The organism is Sphingobacterium faecale (assembly GCF_016746095.1).
GTDB classification, from domain to species: domain Bacteria; phylum Bacteroidota; class Bacteroidia; order Sphingobacteriales; family Sphingobacteriaceae; genus Sphingobacterium; species Sphingobacterium faecale.
The window spans coordinates 303,843-319,201 of sequence record NZ_JAERTY010000002.1 but is presented as its reverse complement, the minus strand read 5'-3'; the positions used below and the strand labels follow the sequence as shown (position 1 = coordinate 319,201).

14 protein-coding genes are annotated in these 15,359 nt (G+C 39.2%); 6 read left to right on the top strand and 8 right to left on the bottom strand.

The annotated features are described in order from the left end of the window. Nucleotides 1-22 precede the first annotated feature (22 nt). The 6 genes from JKG61_RS04365 to JKG61_RS04340 all read right to left on the bottom strand — a co-directional run bounded on the left by JKG61_RS04365 (nt 23) and on the right by JKG61_RS04340 (nt 4,597). Nucleotides 23-667, bottom strand: coding sequence for a hypothetical protein (locus JKG61_RS04365; RefSeq protein ID WP_202101764.1), 645 nt, complete (start codon nt 665-667; stop codon nt 23-25). Then, nucleotides 664-1,749 (bottom strand): aminotransferase class V-fold PLP-dependent enzyme, encoded by a 1,086-nt coding sequence (locus JKG61_RS04360; protein WP_202101763.1) that lies wholly within the window; start codon nt 1,747-1,749, stop codon nt 664-666. The genes JKG61_RS04365 and JKG61_RS04360 overlap by 4 nt, the downstream gene beginning before the upstream one ends. Next, a complete protein-coding gene (aat, locus tag JKG61_RS04355) occupies nt 1,718-2,395 on the bottom strand; it encodes a leucyl/phenylalanyl-tRNA--protein transferase (RefSeq protein ID WP_202101762.1) in 678 nt (225 codons plus the stop codon). Before aat ends, JKG61_RS04360 begins: the two co-directional genes overlap by 32 nt. Before the next feature lie 15 nt (nt 2,396-2,410). Continuing rightward, nucleotides 2,411-2,785 carry a 30S ribosome-binding factor RbfA gene (rbfA, locus tag JKG61_RS04350; protein ID WP_202101761.1) on the bottom strand — a complete coding sequence of 125 codons (375 nt, stop codon included), beginning with the start codon at nt 2,783-2,785 and terminating at the stop codon, nt 2,411-2,413. A gap of 408 nt (nt 2,786-3,193) precedes the next feature. Next, nucleotides 3,194-4,249, bottom strand: a complete 1,056-nt coding sequence (locus tag JKG61_RS04345; protein ID WP_202101760.1) for an AI-2E family transporter — start codon at nt 4,247-4,249, stop codon at nt 3,194-3,196. Nucleotides 4,250-4,288: 39 nt separating this feature from the next. Continuing rightward, on the bottom strand, nt 4,289-4,597 hold the full coding sequence (locus JKG61_RS04340; RefSeq protein WP_202101759.1) for a hypothetical protein: 309 nt from the start codon (nt 4,595-4,597) through the stop codon (nt 4,289-4,291). Nucleotides 4,598-5,086: 489 nt separating this feature from the next. Between JKG61_RS04340 and hemA the strand changes: the two genes are divergently transcribed. The 6 genes from hemA (at nt 5,087) to JKG61_RS04310 (ending at nt 11,921) form a co-directional block, all read left to right on the top strand. After that, nucleotides 5,087-6,328, top strand: a complete 1,242-nt coding sequence (gene hemA / locus JKG61_RS04335; protein ID WP_202101758.1) for a glutamyl-tRNA reductase — start codon at nt 5,087-5,089, stop codon at nt 6,326-6,328. Between the two features lie 106 nt (nt 6,329-6,434). After that, complete coding sequence (hemC, locus tag JKG61_RS04330) at nt 6,435-8,024, top strand: hydroxymethylbilane synthase (protein WP_237249370.1); 1,590 nt, start codon at nt 6,435-6,437, stop codon at nt 8,022-8,024. A gap of 55 nt (nt 8,025-8,079) precedes the next feature. Further along, complete coding sequence (hemB, locus tag JKG61_RS04325) at nt 8,080-9,051, top strand: porphobilinogen synthase (RefSeq protein ID WP_202101757.1); 972 nt, start codon at nt 8,080-8,082, stop codon at nt 9,049-9,051. Between the two features lie 29 nt (nt 9,052-9,080). Next, nucleotides 9,081-10,391 carry a glutamate-1-semialdehyde 2,1-aminomutase gene (gene hemL / locus JKG61_RS04320; protein WP_202101756.1) on the top strand — a complete coding sequence of 437 codons (1,311 nt, stop codon included), beginning with the start codon at nt 9,081-9,083 and terminating at the stop codon, nt 10,389-10,391. A gap of 126 nt (nt 10,392-10,517) precedes the next feature. Next, nucleotides 10,518-11,330 (top strand): hypothetical protein, encoded by an 813-nt coding sequence (locus JKG61_RS04315; RefSeq protein WP_202101755.1) that lies wholly within the window; start codon nt 10,518-10,520, stop codon nt 11,328-11,330. Between the two features lie 171 nt (nt 11,331-11,501). Further along, complete coding sequence (locus JKG61_RS04310) at nt 11,502-11,921, top strand: hypothetical protein (protein WP_202101754.1); 420 nt, start codon at nt 11,502-11,504, stop codon at nt 11,919-11,921. An 811-nt stretch (nt 11,922-12,732) separates the two neighbouring features. Here the strand turns inward: JKG61_RS04310 and recN are convergent. Continuing rightward, nucleotides 12,733-14,394, bottom strand: coding sequence for a DNA repair protein RecN (gene recN, locus JKG61_RS04305; RefSeq protein ID WP_202101753.1), 1,662 nt, complete (start codon nt 14,392-14,394; stop codon nt 12,733-12,735). Nucleotides 14,395-14,410: 16 nt separating this feature from the next. Then, nucleotides 14,411-15,304 carry a type IX secretion system protein PorD gene (porD, locus tag JKG61_RS04300; RefSeq protein ID WP_202101752.1) on the bottom strand — a complete coding sequence of 298 codons (894 nt, stop codon included), beginning with the start codon at nt 15,302-15,304 and terminating at the stop codon, nt 14,411-14,413. Nucleotides 15,305-15,359 lie beyond the last annotated feature (55 nt).

The window sequence follows — 15,359 nt, the reverse complement described above, 5'->3', positions numbered from 1 at the left end:
TTTTTTTATGACATTAATACCATCACTTATTCGGTCGGTGTGATATGAAATGGGATTTCAATTTATCCAATCCAATATCCTCTTCTTCTTTATCCAGTTCATACAGCCATACTTTATCATTCAACATCTCTACCCTCTCCTTAGAGTTTATCAGATCCAATGGTTTCACACGGAACTCCTTATTCAACGGTTGCTGCCGCGGCTGTGATGTCTTACTATGTTGAATTATCTGTATATGGAACGTAGGCCATTTACCTACAGCAGCAAAATTAGCCATATAGAATTGAGCATAATCATGCTTTGGAATCAAATTCCCGAAAACGCCTGTCACTTTGGTTCCAGACAATACAGAAACACTTACCAAAAGTTCAAAAGACGTTTCATTAACGATATAAAACTTAGCTATACCGTTTTTTTGCTCACCTGCTACGCCTATGAAAATTCCTCTATCGACAAACGGTAGGTTTGACGTAGAAGCACTTTCTTCTAGCTCATCTTCGGGCATCCTCATATTTCCGTGTACAAGTGTCACCTTGGTTTTTAAAACCGGAATCTCAAAACCTGTATCATCTGTAACGCCAATAACATCGTTGGTCTGAATAGAGGTAATATGCCCCTCAATGGGTTCGTCTACAAAACGAACTAAATCTCCTATTTTATATATCATGATAATGTATTCCTTTCTATTATACCTACAAACCTATCAATATCCGCTTTTCTATTATAGATATGTAAGCCTATTCTTATTCCTGCTCCTCTTGGGAAACACTTAACGCCCTCCTCCATCAATCGAGGAAATAAATCCGGATTCACCTGCACGTTGATGAGCGTAGATCTGACCTTCCTATTCTTGATCTCGGGCAACAACCATCCTCGATCTTCAAAAATAGCATAAGCATAGTCCGTAAGTTGTGTTAAATAATCCTTCACCCCTTGCAATCCAATATTCTTCAAAAAATGAACCGATTGAAGCAAAGTTCCATGCGTCAGCGTATCCTGATGTCCAGGCTCAAAGAACGTATCCAAAATAGACTTGTTCGCCCACATAGCCTCCCTTGGCCTGTCCAGTGTTCTCGCTTTGGTATACAAGACTTCCTTTAACTGCTCCGAAATCATCAGATAGCCATTACCAAATCCAGCCATTAGCCATTTATAGCCCGAGCCTCCTACGGCGTCAAATCCCGATCCAGAAAAATTAAAAGCTTCAGTCCCTAAATACTGCGTAGCATCCCCAATAATCAATAGATCTGAAAATGCGGCCTTTAACCTCTTAACAAAGTCTAGATCTATTTTTAATCCCGATATATACTGCACCAAACTCAACATAAGTACATCAGGCTTATCCCTTTGGATAGTATCCCAGATCACCTCTTCGACCTGAGCGCACATGTCGATATTAGAGAACGTAAACCCTCTACTCTGTACCGGATAATTTAAGGAAGGATAGTCGCCATCCAACAGCAAAATCCGTAGCCCAGCGGGCAATCCGGAAAGAATACTATGTAAAGCGAAAGAAAAATTGGGAACAGCATATACGTTTTGGGTATCGCAACCGAATAAATCAGCGAATTCTCTTTTTACCGTTGCTATAAACGCGGGCTGTTGATCTCTAAGATCATTATGCAAGTCGAAGAACTCCCTTTCCCTTTGTCTGCGCCAGTCGAAATGCGAACGTGGCATCAAGCCATTACCTGCCGTGTTCAGGTAGCAAATATCATCAGGTATATCGAAATAACTTTTGTAGTCCATTGATTTCAACTTCTTGTTGTTGTAGTTTGCTATAAAAAAAAGATGCATCTACAGTAGTTGCTCCCATTGATGCTAAATGCGAAGAATAAATCTGGCAATCGATCAACTCCAGATCAAAGTTTTGAGATAGGTAAATCAGAGCTGCCTTTGAAGCATCGGGAACCTTAGAAAACATGCTCTCTCCACAGAATACCTTACCGATCAGAACACCGTATAATCCGCCTACAAGATTTCCACCTTGACGTACTTCGATACTATGTGCATAACCTTCCTGATGTAATCGAGCATAAGCAGTCAGCATATCGTCTACAATCCATGTCCCATCCTGCCCCCTTCGCGCTACAGTAGAACACTGCTGCATCACATCATCAAAACAGGTATTAAAGGATATCTCAAATACATTCTTCGCAAGCACTTTAGCCATCGACTTACTCACCTTCACATGTTGAGGATAAAGAATAAAGCGTTCATGAGGAGCGTACCACAGAATAGGTGTATCATCGCTGTACCATGGAAATATTCCGTTCTTATAGGCTTCGAGTAACCGTGCGGTACCAAGATCGCCACCTATAGCGAGCAGACCATCTTCTTCAGCTAATTCAGGCTCCGGAAACAGAATACTATGATTGTCTAACTGAAATACCATCAAAAAATCACGTATCTATTCATCCGGTTGCCTCGGTTCCTTGCTAATTTCGTCAAATAGACGATCCATATGCTCTACATATTCATTAGTATCGTCCAGAAAGAACTCTAAATCTGGAACAATCCTAGCTTGATTTTTGATGCGTGCACCGAGCTTGTATCTGATCTCACTCACTTTGGCCTTGATACCTGCAATGTCTTCTTTCGCAGTAGTGGTATTCAAAAAACTTAAATATACACGAGCAATTGCTAAATCTGGAGTAACACGGACCTTTGTTACCGTTATAAAAGCTCCAGGAGCCCAGTTCTTACCATCTCTTAAAAAAAGCTCTGCCAAATCTTGTTGAATCACCCCTGCGAATCTTTGCTGTCTCTTACTTTCCGTTCCCATACTATATCAATTAGAATATTTAAAGTCAATCATTGAGGCAACCAAAATCAAGAATACCTCGCCTATTACAAACTTAGATAAAATGCTTTGTATTCACGAACACCTCAAATTAAAACTTTCATGATTCCATAAAATCACCGACGGAGATATAAAAAAAGACTTGTCTCGGGCAAGTGGACAAGTCTTTATCAAAATTAGTTTATAATTGGATAGAAAAATCTCTTTCAAGTTTTAAGACGTTGAGGTCTATCAATATTCAGTCGTTTAATTTTTTGGTTACATTTGTGAGTATTTACTCACAAAGTATTTCTTTTCATCTCCCTTTGTGTTACAAACATAAGCAGATATTTATAATAACCGAAAATATATTTTAAAAAAAAGTAAGTGATCACTTTTGCCGGTTTTAAATTAATGCTGTTTTTCTTCTTGGAATACATCCGAAGACTGTCGGCCAAATTCGTTGCTATATACTTTAATTAAGACCCCAACTGAAGATAAAATAAGAGGACCAAAGATAAGCCCAAGCATGCCAAACATGTTCAATCCTAAAAGTACACCAAACACAGTAATCATTGGTGGAACATTTCCAAGGGTTCTAAGTATAGTAAATCGTAAGATATTGTCTATACCTCCTACTAAAAAGAAGCAATAGATCCCCAATCCAATACCACTTGCAGTTTCTCCTGACGCTAAAACCATAACCGTTATAGGTACATAGATAGTCATCGTACCCAGTACCGGAACAATCGATGCCACTCCTGTAAGTACACCTAAAAGCACAAAGTTATCTACACCAAATATCCAATAGCCTAACATCGCCACCAGTCCCTGACATATTCCTAAAATAGGAATTCCCAACGCATTGGAACGCACCATCAGATTTACCTCACCCCAAATCTCATTTTTACTGCGTAATGAAAACGGGATAGCTCTCTCAATTGCTCGTTCCATAGTCTTACCATGCACCTGCATAAAATAAAGGACAAATAAGGTTACAACGATATTAATTACCACCTCCACAACGGAGTTTACAATATTTGGAATATACCTTGTCAATCGTTGAACAAAGGCCAATAATGCTTCATCAGACATATCGATATCTTTAAGCAATGGCTTATCTTTCATATACTCCTTCACCAAATTGAACTGATCCATAATCTGATCGGTATTATTCAAAAAAGTAGTTAACTGAGGACCTAAATAATCCACAATAGCCCATATAGGTAACACGATAAATACTATAGAAATAAATATGTACAATACACTAGTGAACGATTTATTCCATTTGCGAACTTCTGTTAAAGAGAAATAAGAGCTTCGAAACAAAATGTACAACGTAATAGCCCCTAAGAATCCAGGTAGATAATACAACAAATTCTTAAACACCAAAACACAGATTAGTAGAATAATCAAAATCAGCATAATCTGATTAATGGGTGTGTTATTTATCTGCTTAGTCTTCATTTTAGTATATGATTTGTAATTAACATTGACGTCTTTATTTTATTGGATTTCTTTGACTTTCCTCACACTAAACAACACTACAAACACTCCAATAAAGAAAACCAGCCACCCCCATTTTAAGTGAAGTGTCTTAGCCAACATACCGTCAACTAACTTCAAGCCAAAATAATTATTAATCTTAAAATAAACGCCTAAAAATGCTAATATCGACCAAGCTAGGAGTAAATATGCGCCCATTCGAAATAATTGGATCTTCCGAATAAAAAAGAACATCACCAGCAACGATAAAATCCCAAAAGTGATACAAAACAACATTACATCAGTCTGATAGAGGTTCCAATTACCCATTAATGGGACTTTAATAAACGGACAAACTACAGAAGAAACCGCTACGATTGTTATCCCTAACAACGCGTATATTTTATTAAGCAAATACATACCCGTAAAGGTAAATCTCAGATTCCGCTTGTCAAAAGATTTCAAATATAAATAAGGTGGTCGACATCATAATTTTAACCTCACGCCGCAATTTAAACGATTATTAACGAGAGCTCAAATACAAACTTCTACCTATCAACTCAATACCCTTCTAATCCATAAAAAAACGATGAGCTATCCTTGCCATGGAGTAAGTATTAATTGATCAACTACGCCTAGTTACTTCATAATGATCAAAGTTTCAAAACCATCAAAACAAACTCATAAATAGTCAATTAACAAAAAATTAACACTATTTATAACCCTTCTAAATTACCTCGTTTGACAGATTTTTGACATAACACCCAAGGTTTTAATCTACATTTGCATCAATATAATAGAGGCTAGATTACCAAGGCGTTGAAGAATTTAAAAGTTATAGCATTTACCCACAAACATGTTGACCTAAAAGATTTGGGCAATTTGGTTATTTGTAACGAAGAGTTAGATTCCAGATTAATCAATCTAAAAAACAACTTGGATATCCCTGAGATATTCTATATTGCCACATGTAACCGTGTGGAATTTGTTTTTTATGGAGCACATGAATTAACAGATGAATTCATCGCTGAATTCATGGATAAAATGAACTTTTGTGTTCCATCGGACAGGTTGCAATGTTATTTAGGACAAGTGACCCGTTATTCGGGACTGGAAGCCCTTAATCATCTTTTTAGAATGTCCTGCTCCTTAGAAAGCTTGGTTGTAGGAGAAAAAGAAATTTTAGCTCAGGTTAGAAAAGCTTACGAAAAATGTCGAGAAGCGGGCTTTACTGGAGACTTTCTACGTTTAATGATGGATCGTCTTGTCAAAACAGCTAAAGAAGTTTATACACACACCAATATCTCTAAAAATCCAATATCCGTAGTATCCTTAGCATATCGCAAATTGCGAGAAGTAAAATTATTGGATAATCCTAGAATACTAGTAATTGGTTCTGGTGAAACCAATCAAAATTTGGCCAAGTATTTGAAAAAGCATAAACTCTCAAACTTCGTAATCTTTAACAGAACGATTGAAAATGCAAAATCGTTGGCCAAAGAATTAAATTGCCAGGCCTATCCTTTAAGCCAGCTAGCAGAATATAAAGGTGGATTTGATGTCATGATTACCTGCACAGGAGCGTCTGAATCGATTATTGACACTCCTCTTTATCAAAATCTATTACAAGGGGATCCGGACAAAAAAATAGTAGTTGATCTAGCTATCCCAAACGACATAAATGCAGAAGTCATTACTAATCATGCTATCCACTACATTGAAGTAAGCGGTCTCCAGGCTATTGCCGAGAAGAACCTTCAAGAACGATATGGAGAACTGGCAGCTGCCGAAAAAATAATCGACGAAAATATCAGAGAATTTCTTCCTCTTATAAAACAACGACGCGTAGAAGTTGCCATGCGTCAAGTTCCGAATAAGATAAAAGAAATCCGGGAGATAGCGTTGAACGAGATTTTCGCTCAAGATCTCAATCAGCTCGACCCACAAGCCCGCGAAGTATTAGAGAAAGTCATTAATTACATGGAAAAAAAATATATAAAAGTTCCCATGGTAATGGCAAAAGAGATCTTGGTAAAAAATACCGAATTCGAAAACAATTAATTTACGAAAATCTTCCTAAAAGATACTTTAATCTGACATTAAATAGTCAGATTATTAGTGTATTTGGCTAAATTTGCTTTGGCATTTTTCGTAACATATACAATCCATGTTGAATAGAAAACTAATTATTGGCACCCGAGGCAGTGAGCTTGCACTGTGGCAGGCTAACTTTGTAAAAGATAGATTAGCAGAAATTGGCATTGAGGCCGAGTTAAAAATTATTAAGACACAAGGGGATATCATCCAACACCTTAGACTTGACAAATTAGAAGGCAAAGGCTTTTTCACGAAGGAACTAGAAGAAGAACTACTCTCCGCGCAGATCGATCTGGCTGTACATTCTCACAAAGATCTACCTACTGTAAACCCACCAGGACTGATCATCGCAGCAGTATCCGAAAGAGAAAATGCTGCGGAAGTCATTATCATCCACAAAGACTGTGTTGATATCACAAAACGTCTATCACTAAAACATGCCGCTACTGTTGGCACCTCTTCAAACAGGCGCAAAGCGCAATTACTGTCCCTCCGACCGGACTTAGAATTTGAAGACCTTAGAGGTAATCTTCAGACACGGATACAAAAGTTAAGAGACGAGAAGTACGACGCTATTGTACTGGCAAAGGCAGGGGTAAGCCGTATCAACATGGAGCTTTCTGATTTTCACATCGAGGAAATTGCCCCGGTAGAAATAATACCAGCCCCTGCTCAAGGAGTCTTAGCCATTCAGATAAGGGAGTCGGACCAAGAGCTTTTTGACTTATTGCAAAAAATCAATAACACCAAAGTTGAGCAAACGATAGCTGTAGAAAGAAAAGTGTTAAACATGTTTGAAGCGGGCTGTCATGCTCCTTTAGGATGCTATTGTCGCGAACGCGATGGCAAGTATGAATCATGGACCTCCATCGCTAAAGACAACGAAGACTTTCCTGACCGTTTATACCTACAGGCCGAAACTACAGAAGGAATGGCCGAAACCATCTTCAAAAAGTATGATAGGTCAAGAAAACTACCTTCTTCTTTATTTATAACTAGAGATTTAGACGAGAACTCTTACCTAGCGCGATACCTGAAAAAACATCAGATAGACATCGATGCGCGATCCTTAATAAGGATATATCCTACGATCAATGTCCTGGATTCCTTTATTTTAAAAAGAGCTGATTGGATTTTTTTTAATAGTAAAAATGCGATTGAGCATTTCTTTGCTTTAGATCCTTATATTCTAAAAAAAACAAAAATAGCCGTATTAGGAAGAGGATCAGAATCTACTCTTCGGAAATTTGGTCGGGTAGCCGACTTTTCGGGAGATGATCTTGGTATTAGCACAGAAGCCATAGCCCAAGAATTTGCACAGTTGGTCGATGGACAGACCGTGCTTATTCCGAGAGCTAAAGATTCCTTACAGAGTATCCAAAAGGCCTTAACTCCTAATACGCAGATTATTGACATGCCTATCTACGAAACGGTTCTGGAGGAGAACGTTGATAAATCTAATGCCCAAGTATTAGTATTCACCAGTCCAAGCAACGTGGAGGCATATTTCAAAGAAAATCTAGCAGATCCTGATCAAAAAATAATATGTATTGGCTACTCAACAGCACAGGCTATAGAGAAAATGGGACTTCCTTACACCCTTCCCTTTTCACCAGATGAAATGGGACTTGCTGAGGCAATATTTGGAATTGATTATTAATCGTTAATGAATAAGGAGTAAAGAGCAAAAACAAAGAGTAAGAAGTAAAAGAAAAATGTTAAAACGTCCTAGAAGAAATCGGAAGTCTCCTATCATCCGTGATATGATACAGGAAACACATGTGTCATCAGCCAATTTAATCTTTCCCCTATTTATCATAGATGGTGAAAACCAAAAATCAGAAGTAAAATCTATGCCGGGTATCTTTCGGTATTCGATAGATAATTTATTGAGAGAAGTAGAAAGTTGCTTAAAACTAGGTTTAAAGGCTTTTGATCTCTTTCCTGCTGTTGAAGAGTCCTTAAAAGACAAATATGCAACAGAGAGTTATCGAGAAGGCACCCTTTATTTGCGAGCAATTGAGGCCGTCAAAACTAATTTTCCGGAAGCCTGTGTCGTTACAGACGTAGCCATGGATCCTTATAGCTCAGATGGTCATGATGGTATCGTTAAAGATGGCGAAATCTTAAACGATGAGACACTAGAGGTTTTAGGTAAAATGGCACTAGCCCATGCCCAATCTGGAGCTGATATTATAGCTCCTTCCGATATGATGGACGGACGAATCGGCTATATCAGAGAAATTCTGGATTCAAATGGGTATACCGATGTCTCCCTAATGTCCTATACGGCGAAGTATGCTTCAGCGTACTACGGTCCATTCCGTGACGCCTTAGGTTCTGCTCCTAAAAAGGGAGATAAAAAAACCTATCAGATGAATCCTGCAAACAGCAGAGAAGCGCTCATCGAGGCTCAATTGGATATGGAAGAAGGGGCGGATTTTCTTATGGTGAAACCAGGTCTTCCTTACTTAGATATCATCAAGCTGTTGCATGACAATTTTGACCTGCCGATAGCTGCCTATAATGTATCGGGAGAATATGCTATGCTTAAAGCAGCGATAGCAAATGGATGGCTTTCAGAAGCTGTGATTATGGAAACAATATTAAGTTTCCGTCGTGCTGGAGCAACCTCTATATTGACCTATCATGCAAAAGAGGTCATAGAAAAGGGCTGGGTAAAATAGATCAGAAAAAACAAACTCTTAATAACGTTATGGCGACAAAAGATATATCAAGAGAGAAATCGGCTCAACTTTTTGAGAAGGCTAAAAATTACTTTCCTGGAGGGGTCAACTCTCCTGTACGTGCGTTTAAATCCGTATACGGTAGTCCATTATTTATTGAACGCGGTGATGGTTCGCGTCTCTGGGATGCGGACAACAACGAGTTCATTGACTTCTGCTGCTCTTGGGGTCCTTTGATCTTAGGACATAATAATTCACAAATCCGTGAAGCGGTAAAAGCCCAGTTGGGTAAAGGTTTGAGCTTTGGAGCTCCTACCCGTCTCGAAAACGAACTTGCCGACCTGATATTAACACACAATAAATATATAGAGAAGATACGCTTCGTTAGTTCAGGCACTGAAGCGGTTATGTCTGCAATAAGGCTAGCGCGTGGTTATACCAACAGAAGTAAAATCGTCAAATTCGAAGGCTGTTATCACGGTCACTCCGATTCACTTCTTGTAAAGGCGGGATCAGGTCTGGTCACCTTTGGAGAAACCTCTTCTGCTGGAGTACCCAAAGCATTTGCCGACGAGACAATCGTAATTGCTCTAAATGATAAAGAAGCACTAGAGAAGGTCTTCTCTGACTTCAAAGACCAGATTGCTACAGTAATAATCGAGGGTATTCCGGCCAACAATGGACTGCTTATCCAAGACAAAGACTATATCCAATTCTTGCGAAAAATAACAAAAGACAATGGTGCTTTATTAATTTTTGACGAGGTTATAACCGGCTTTCGCTTAGGTTTTGAAGGTGCTGCAAAATATTACGACATACAACCCGACATCATTACTTACGGTAAGATCATCGGTGGTGGTATGCCTGTGGGAGCTTACGGAGCATCCTCCGAAATCATGTCAAACATATCTCCTGATGGGAATGTTTACCAAGCGGGGACACTATCGGGCAATCCAGTGGCTATGGCAGCAGGGATAGCAGCTTTGCGGATATTGTCGCAGCCTGGATTCTATGAAAAACTAGAACAGACAACACAGGATTTCGTTAATGAAATTCAATCGTTTATTACCGAAAAGCAACTTGATGTAAAGATATTTACAGTAGGTTCGATCTTTTGGTTTGCCTTTGCAACTTCAGAACGCATACAGCGTGCGGATCAGATCGATCCGAACTCCATGTTGTACTATAAAAAAATGCACCGTGAGTTGCTCAATAGAGGAATATATTTTGGCCCATCGGGCTATGAAGTAGGATTTATATCCGCAGCACATACAGAAGCCGACTTAGCGATGGCTCTAGCTGCAATCAAAGATTCTTTACTGATTGCTTTTGAAGCATAACCAAATTTAAAAAGCATGAAGCAGGCTTCCTTCACGAAGGAAGCCTGTTTTTTTGTCCCTCAAAACAAATACGACAATTCAACTGTTGTATACGTTACATTAAATTCACACATAAACGTTAATATTATGAAAAATTGGATATGTAGCATTACAGCACTGACATTACTAGCTTCCTTTAGTGCCTGTAATGGACCCACAAAAAACACGGACGGTGAAGTCAAAGATAGTACGCTACTCAAAGATACAGTCGGTGCTATAGCCGTAAATCCTATTGCTCATGCAAAGGATTTTCCAGGAGCGACTTTGAGCATAGCCAGCATAACGGGAGAAAAAGTCGGTAGTGACTCCGCAAAAGTCACTGTAAAATATAACGTACACAACTTCAATCTGACCGAACAGACGGCCCATACCCACAATATGGCGAACTCACATGAGGGCCAACATATACACTTCATTCTAGATAATACTCCCTATGCTGCGCTGTACAAACCAGAGCATAGCGTTACCGTAGCACTCAACTCGGAGCATTACTTAATGTCCTTTCTATCTAGGTCATTTCATGAATCGATCAAAACAGTTGATGCGTCGAAATTGCTAAAGTTTAAAGTCAATGCAGACGCAAAAATTGAGGAGCTACCGGAGGTCACAGAGCCTTCATTATTCTATAGCCGTCCCAAAGGGGAATATAAGGGTACTGACACCAAAACTATCCTATTAGACTTTTTTATTGAGAACACCAGGTTGGCAGCCGACGGGAATAAAATCAAGGCAGATATTAACGGTCAAGAATTTTTATTAGATCAATGGACTCCTTATGAAATTCTGAACCTACCCTTAGGCGAAAACGTTATAAAACTCACACTAATTGATAAAGACGGTAATGCATTGACCGGCGATAATGTTTCTGTAGAGCGGAAAATAAAGCTTATTGCGGAATAATCAACATACTATATAAGGCACTAGAATGACCTGCTCATAGGGTAAATCTAGGGCCTTATTCTTTTATGGCAATATTTTTGCTTAGATTAAACGATTAAAGACTTGTAGTGTCTTATCTTTATAAATAGAAAAAAGAAATCGATTGTTTAACATGGAAACTAATTTGAAAATATGAAACGATTATTACTAGCATTTGCGATAGCAGGGGCATCCCTCGTTACGCTTAATTCTTGTACAAAAGAGTACATTACAAATAATTTTGTCCCTAGCCAGACTATGATATACGAAAGAGTATTTGGTGATTGGAAAAGGGAATCTAGCAATCGTCTATATGTTGAGCTGTCTGTCAAAGAATTGAATGCTTACTATATGGATCAAGGTATTGTAACACTTGCTATGAGTCAAGATGGAGAAAAGAGTTACGACGCTATTCCTGCAACTATCGATGGTATATCCTATTCATTCAACTATAAGCTTGGCAGTGTCCGTGTTTATTTAGAAGATCCAATAATGGACAACGGTGTGACAATCAGTCCACCTGATAAGGTATTCTTCAAAGTTTCATTAACAGACGCTGATTGGGTAGAATAAGGCTCTAAAAAGACTATCATTTTACACTGCCCCCAAAAGGTTATATGCTTTTTGGGGGCATTTTTATGATCAAGTAGAAATACCCATCCAATTCCAGTCCCATTCTAGATGGACTTTATCTTACCAAAATTGGATAAAACAATAACAAAAATAAAATACAAAAGGTTTGTTTTTCCGCCAAAATCAAGGGGGTGCAAAAAAACATTTTGCCGTTTTCCAAACCTTTTTCACGCTATTTTAGCAGCGAAAAACACTCAAAAAACAGCCTTAACGACTTCAAAAACCGACTTTTATAACGACAAAAAAAAGCAAAAAACCGACTCCCGCACGCTAGCGTGTGGAGGCTAGGCGCTAGCGTACAGAATCTAGACACTAGCTATTCGAATTGACAAGCTATCACCCGCAGACCAGACGCTAGCGTATACAATCTACACGCTAGCATAGAGCTTCTAATCGCTCACGATTAAAATCAGGACGCTAGCTCCCCATGAACAAACGCTAGTGTGCGTTGTCTAGACGTTAGCCCGTCTACGCTGTACGCTTGCTACGGGCATAGACAGGCTAGCGCTTTGCATCCGTGTAGTAACGCACCTCCTCTGCTCACTAGCTTGCATAGTCTGTGTGCTAGCGCAGCAGGCCTACGCTCTAACGTGTATCTTCCCAACCCTAGCGTACAAAGTAGAATCACTATCGTTCTTCACACTCAGGATATCGAAAATAAGCTATCTGCCACAGACATTTCGTTCTGCTGTGGTAATTACAGGTGAACTTATAACTAAAAAAACAGGGTAAGATTGTCCTAAGCAGATGCTCAGGACTTTAATAGCTCTCGTGCGTGCTGTAATGCTGCTTCGCCAGGGTTGGCTCCGCTCAACATTTGTGCGATTTCCATAACACGCTCATCCTTATTCAACAATTGTATATTAGATTGGGTCTTATTCCCACGGTCTTCTTTATAAACTTTAAAGTGCGCTTTTCCTTTTGAAGCGATTTGTGGTAAATGCGAGATCGCTAATACTTGCATATGATCTGCCAAGCTATCCATTACCTCTCCCACGCGCAATGCTACCTCACCAGATATACCTGTATCTATCTCATCAAAAATAATCGTCGGTAGAGCAGATGATTTTGCAACCAAAGACTTAATTGCCAACATAACCCGCGACAGCTCTCCTCCAGACGCCACCTTATGAATAGCCTGCATAGCCTGCCCCTTATTTGCGGAGAAAAGAAATTGTACAGCATCTAGCCCCTTTACACTCATCCGATCACCATCTAACAATTGTAAATCAATCTTCAATTGCGCATTAGGCATTCCTACGGCATTCAGTGTTCGCTGTACCTCCATCTCCACCTTCGGAATAATAGCTTCCCGCTTCTCATGGATATCGCGTCCTAACTGTAGTACCCTTTGCATTTGCTCCTTCTGTTTATGGGCAAGTTCTTCTACAAGCTGATCTTGGTTTAAAACCATCTGAAGCTTAGTCTCTAATTGTTGGCGAATCTGCAACAGATCATTTTCAGAATCTACACGGTGCTTTTTCTGTAAAACGTAGATCTCGCTTAAACGATTATTCACTTCATCTAGGCGCTGTTCATCCAAATTGACCGCACTCTCCTGCGTAACCAATTCGTCAGCAATATCTTTGAGCTCAATCAGGGCACTCTGCATTCGCTCAGTCAGAGCCTCAACACCACTAAGGTAGCGAGTCACATGTTGCACCTGTCCTACACTATCCTTCAAAAGTGAAATCACATTAGCCTCACCCTCCGACAAGGAATAGCCTGCAGCATTTAGCCCGCGTTTTATTTCTTCAGCATGCTCCAACTGCTGCTGCTCATCTTCCAATCCCTTGACCTCATCAAGCTGTACATTCACACGCTCCAATTCGTCAAATAAAAACTGATTATAATCAGCCTCCGCATTTGCACTATCCAGCTCTTCCTGTACCGACTTGAGCTGTTTGTCCAAACTCCGTAGCTCCTTCAATTCCGCTCTAAACGAGGTCATCCGTCCTTCATTTTCGGCTAGACTATCCAGAACAAATAATTGAAAATCTTCCGTATTGATCTGTAAAGCAGCATGCTGGGAATGAATATCGATCAACTTTTCTCCTAACGCCTTCAATATGGATAACGTAACTGGGGAATCGTTAACAAATGCACGCGATTTACCATCCAACAGAATTTCTCGCCGAATGATAGTCTCGGTTTCGTAATCTAAGTCTTCTTCTTCAAAAAAATGCTCCAAGCCATAAGCAGCAATATTGAAATACGCTTCAATGACACATTTCTTTTCCTCGCTAAAAAAAGGACGGCCTTCCACCCTATTACCCAAAATCAAGCCTAAAGCACCCATTAATATTGATTTTCCAGCCCCCGTCTCACCTGTGATAATATTTAGTGCACAATCAAACGAAATATCCAGGTTATCTATTAACGCGTAATTCTTAATTATTAATCGTACCAGCATAAAACTTCAGTCAAAATTAGTTTTTCAATTTCTCATACTTAGCGGAATTGCCGGGGTCCAAATCGACCAGAAGATTAAATATCTTAACACTCTCATTCCCTGGCATCTTTGAAAACAAACCGACAAACTCATTAGATTTAGCAGTAAACAAAACATTGGTCAATACATTTCCTGTATTAGACCGGTCCACTTCTTTGAGTTTTGACAGAAGTTCTGCCATTTTTTTCTTAGTTTCCTGTTCATTTTCCGTCATCCGATCTAGCCCATCTCTATGATAGGTGTAAGAAAACTCCCGATAAGGAAAATACTTCCTGTCCAATAAATTATTCACCAGCCAGTATCTATTATCTGTCGCATCCATAGCCCGCCAGCCTTCTGTTTGTGTAGACTGCGAATAGTTTACGATATTTCTCGCTCGTCCCAATATAGCAGTCCCCCCCATACTCTTAAAGGTATCCATATCCATCCCAATAATAATCTGAGCATAGAATGCCAATAAAGAAGACAGCGTGCCCATATTTTGGTTTTCATTAAACTCTAATTGTTCACCTTCTGTATAAGAAAAATTAAAATACTTGTCTTTAAAACTTAGCACGGGTGAGTTATAATTCGTTCCATACACAGGGCGTGCGGAATTGACCTGAACAGAGGCTTTATATTGACTTACTCCATCAAAAGAAGAAATGACAATATTAAAACTACAGTCAATACGTTCCTCCGGACTAATTTTGTTGTCTGTCCAGGATCTATTATTCAAAAAATCCGAAATAACATTTTTCAAAAAATCGATCGTACGTGAATTTGCATTTTGAACCTGTGGTACTGACACCTCAACTCGTGCCAACAACTCCTGCCCCTGCAACAAACAGCAAAAATGAACCAAAAATAAGGTGAAAAGAATTCTGACCATACATATATAGATATCTAAATCAAACTTAGATAAAATGCTTTATATTCACGAATGT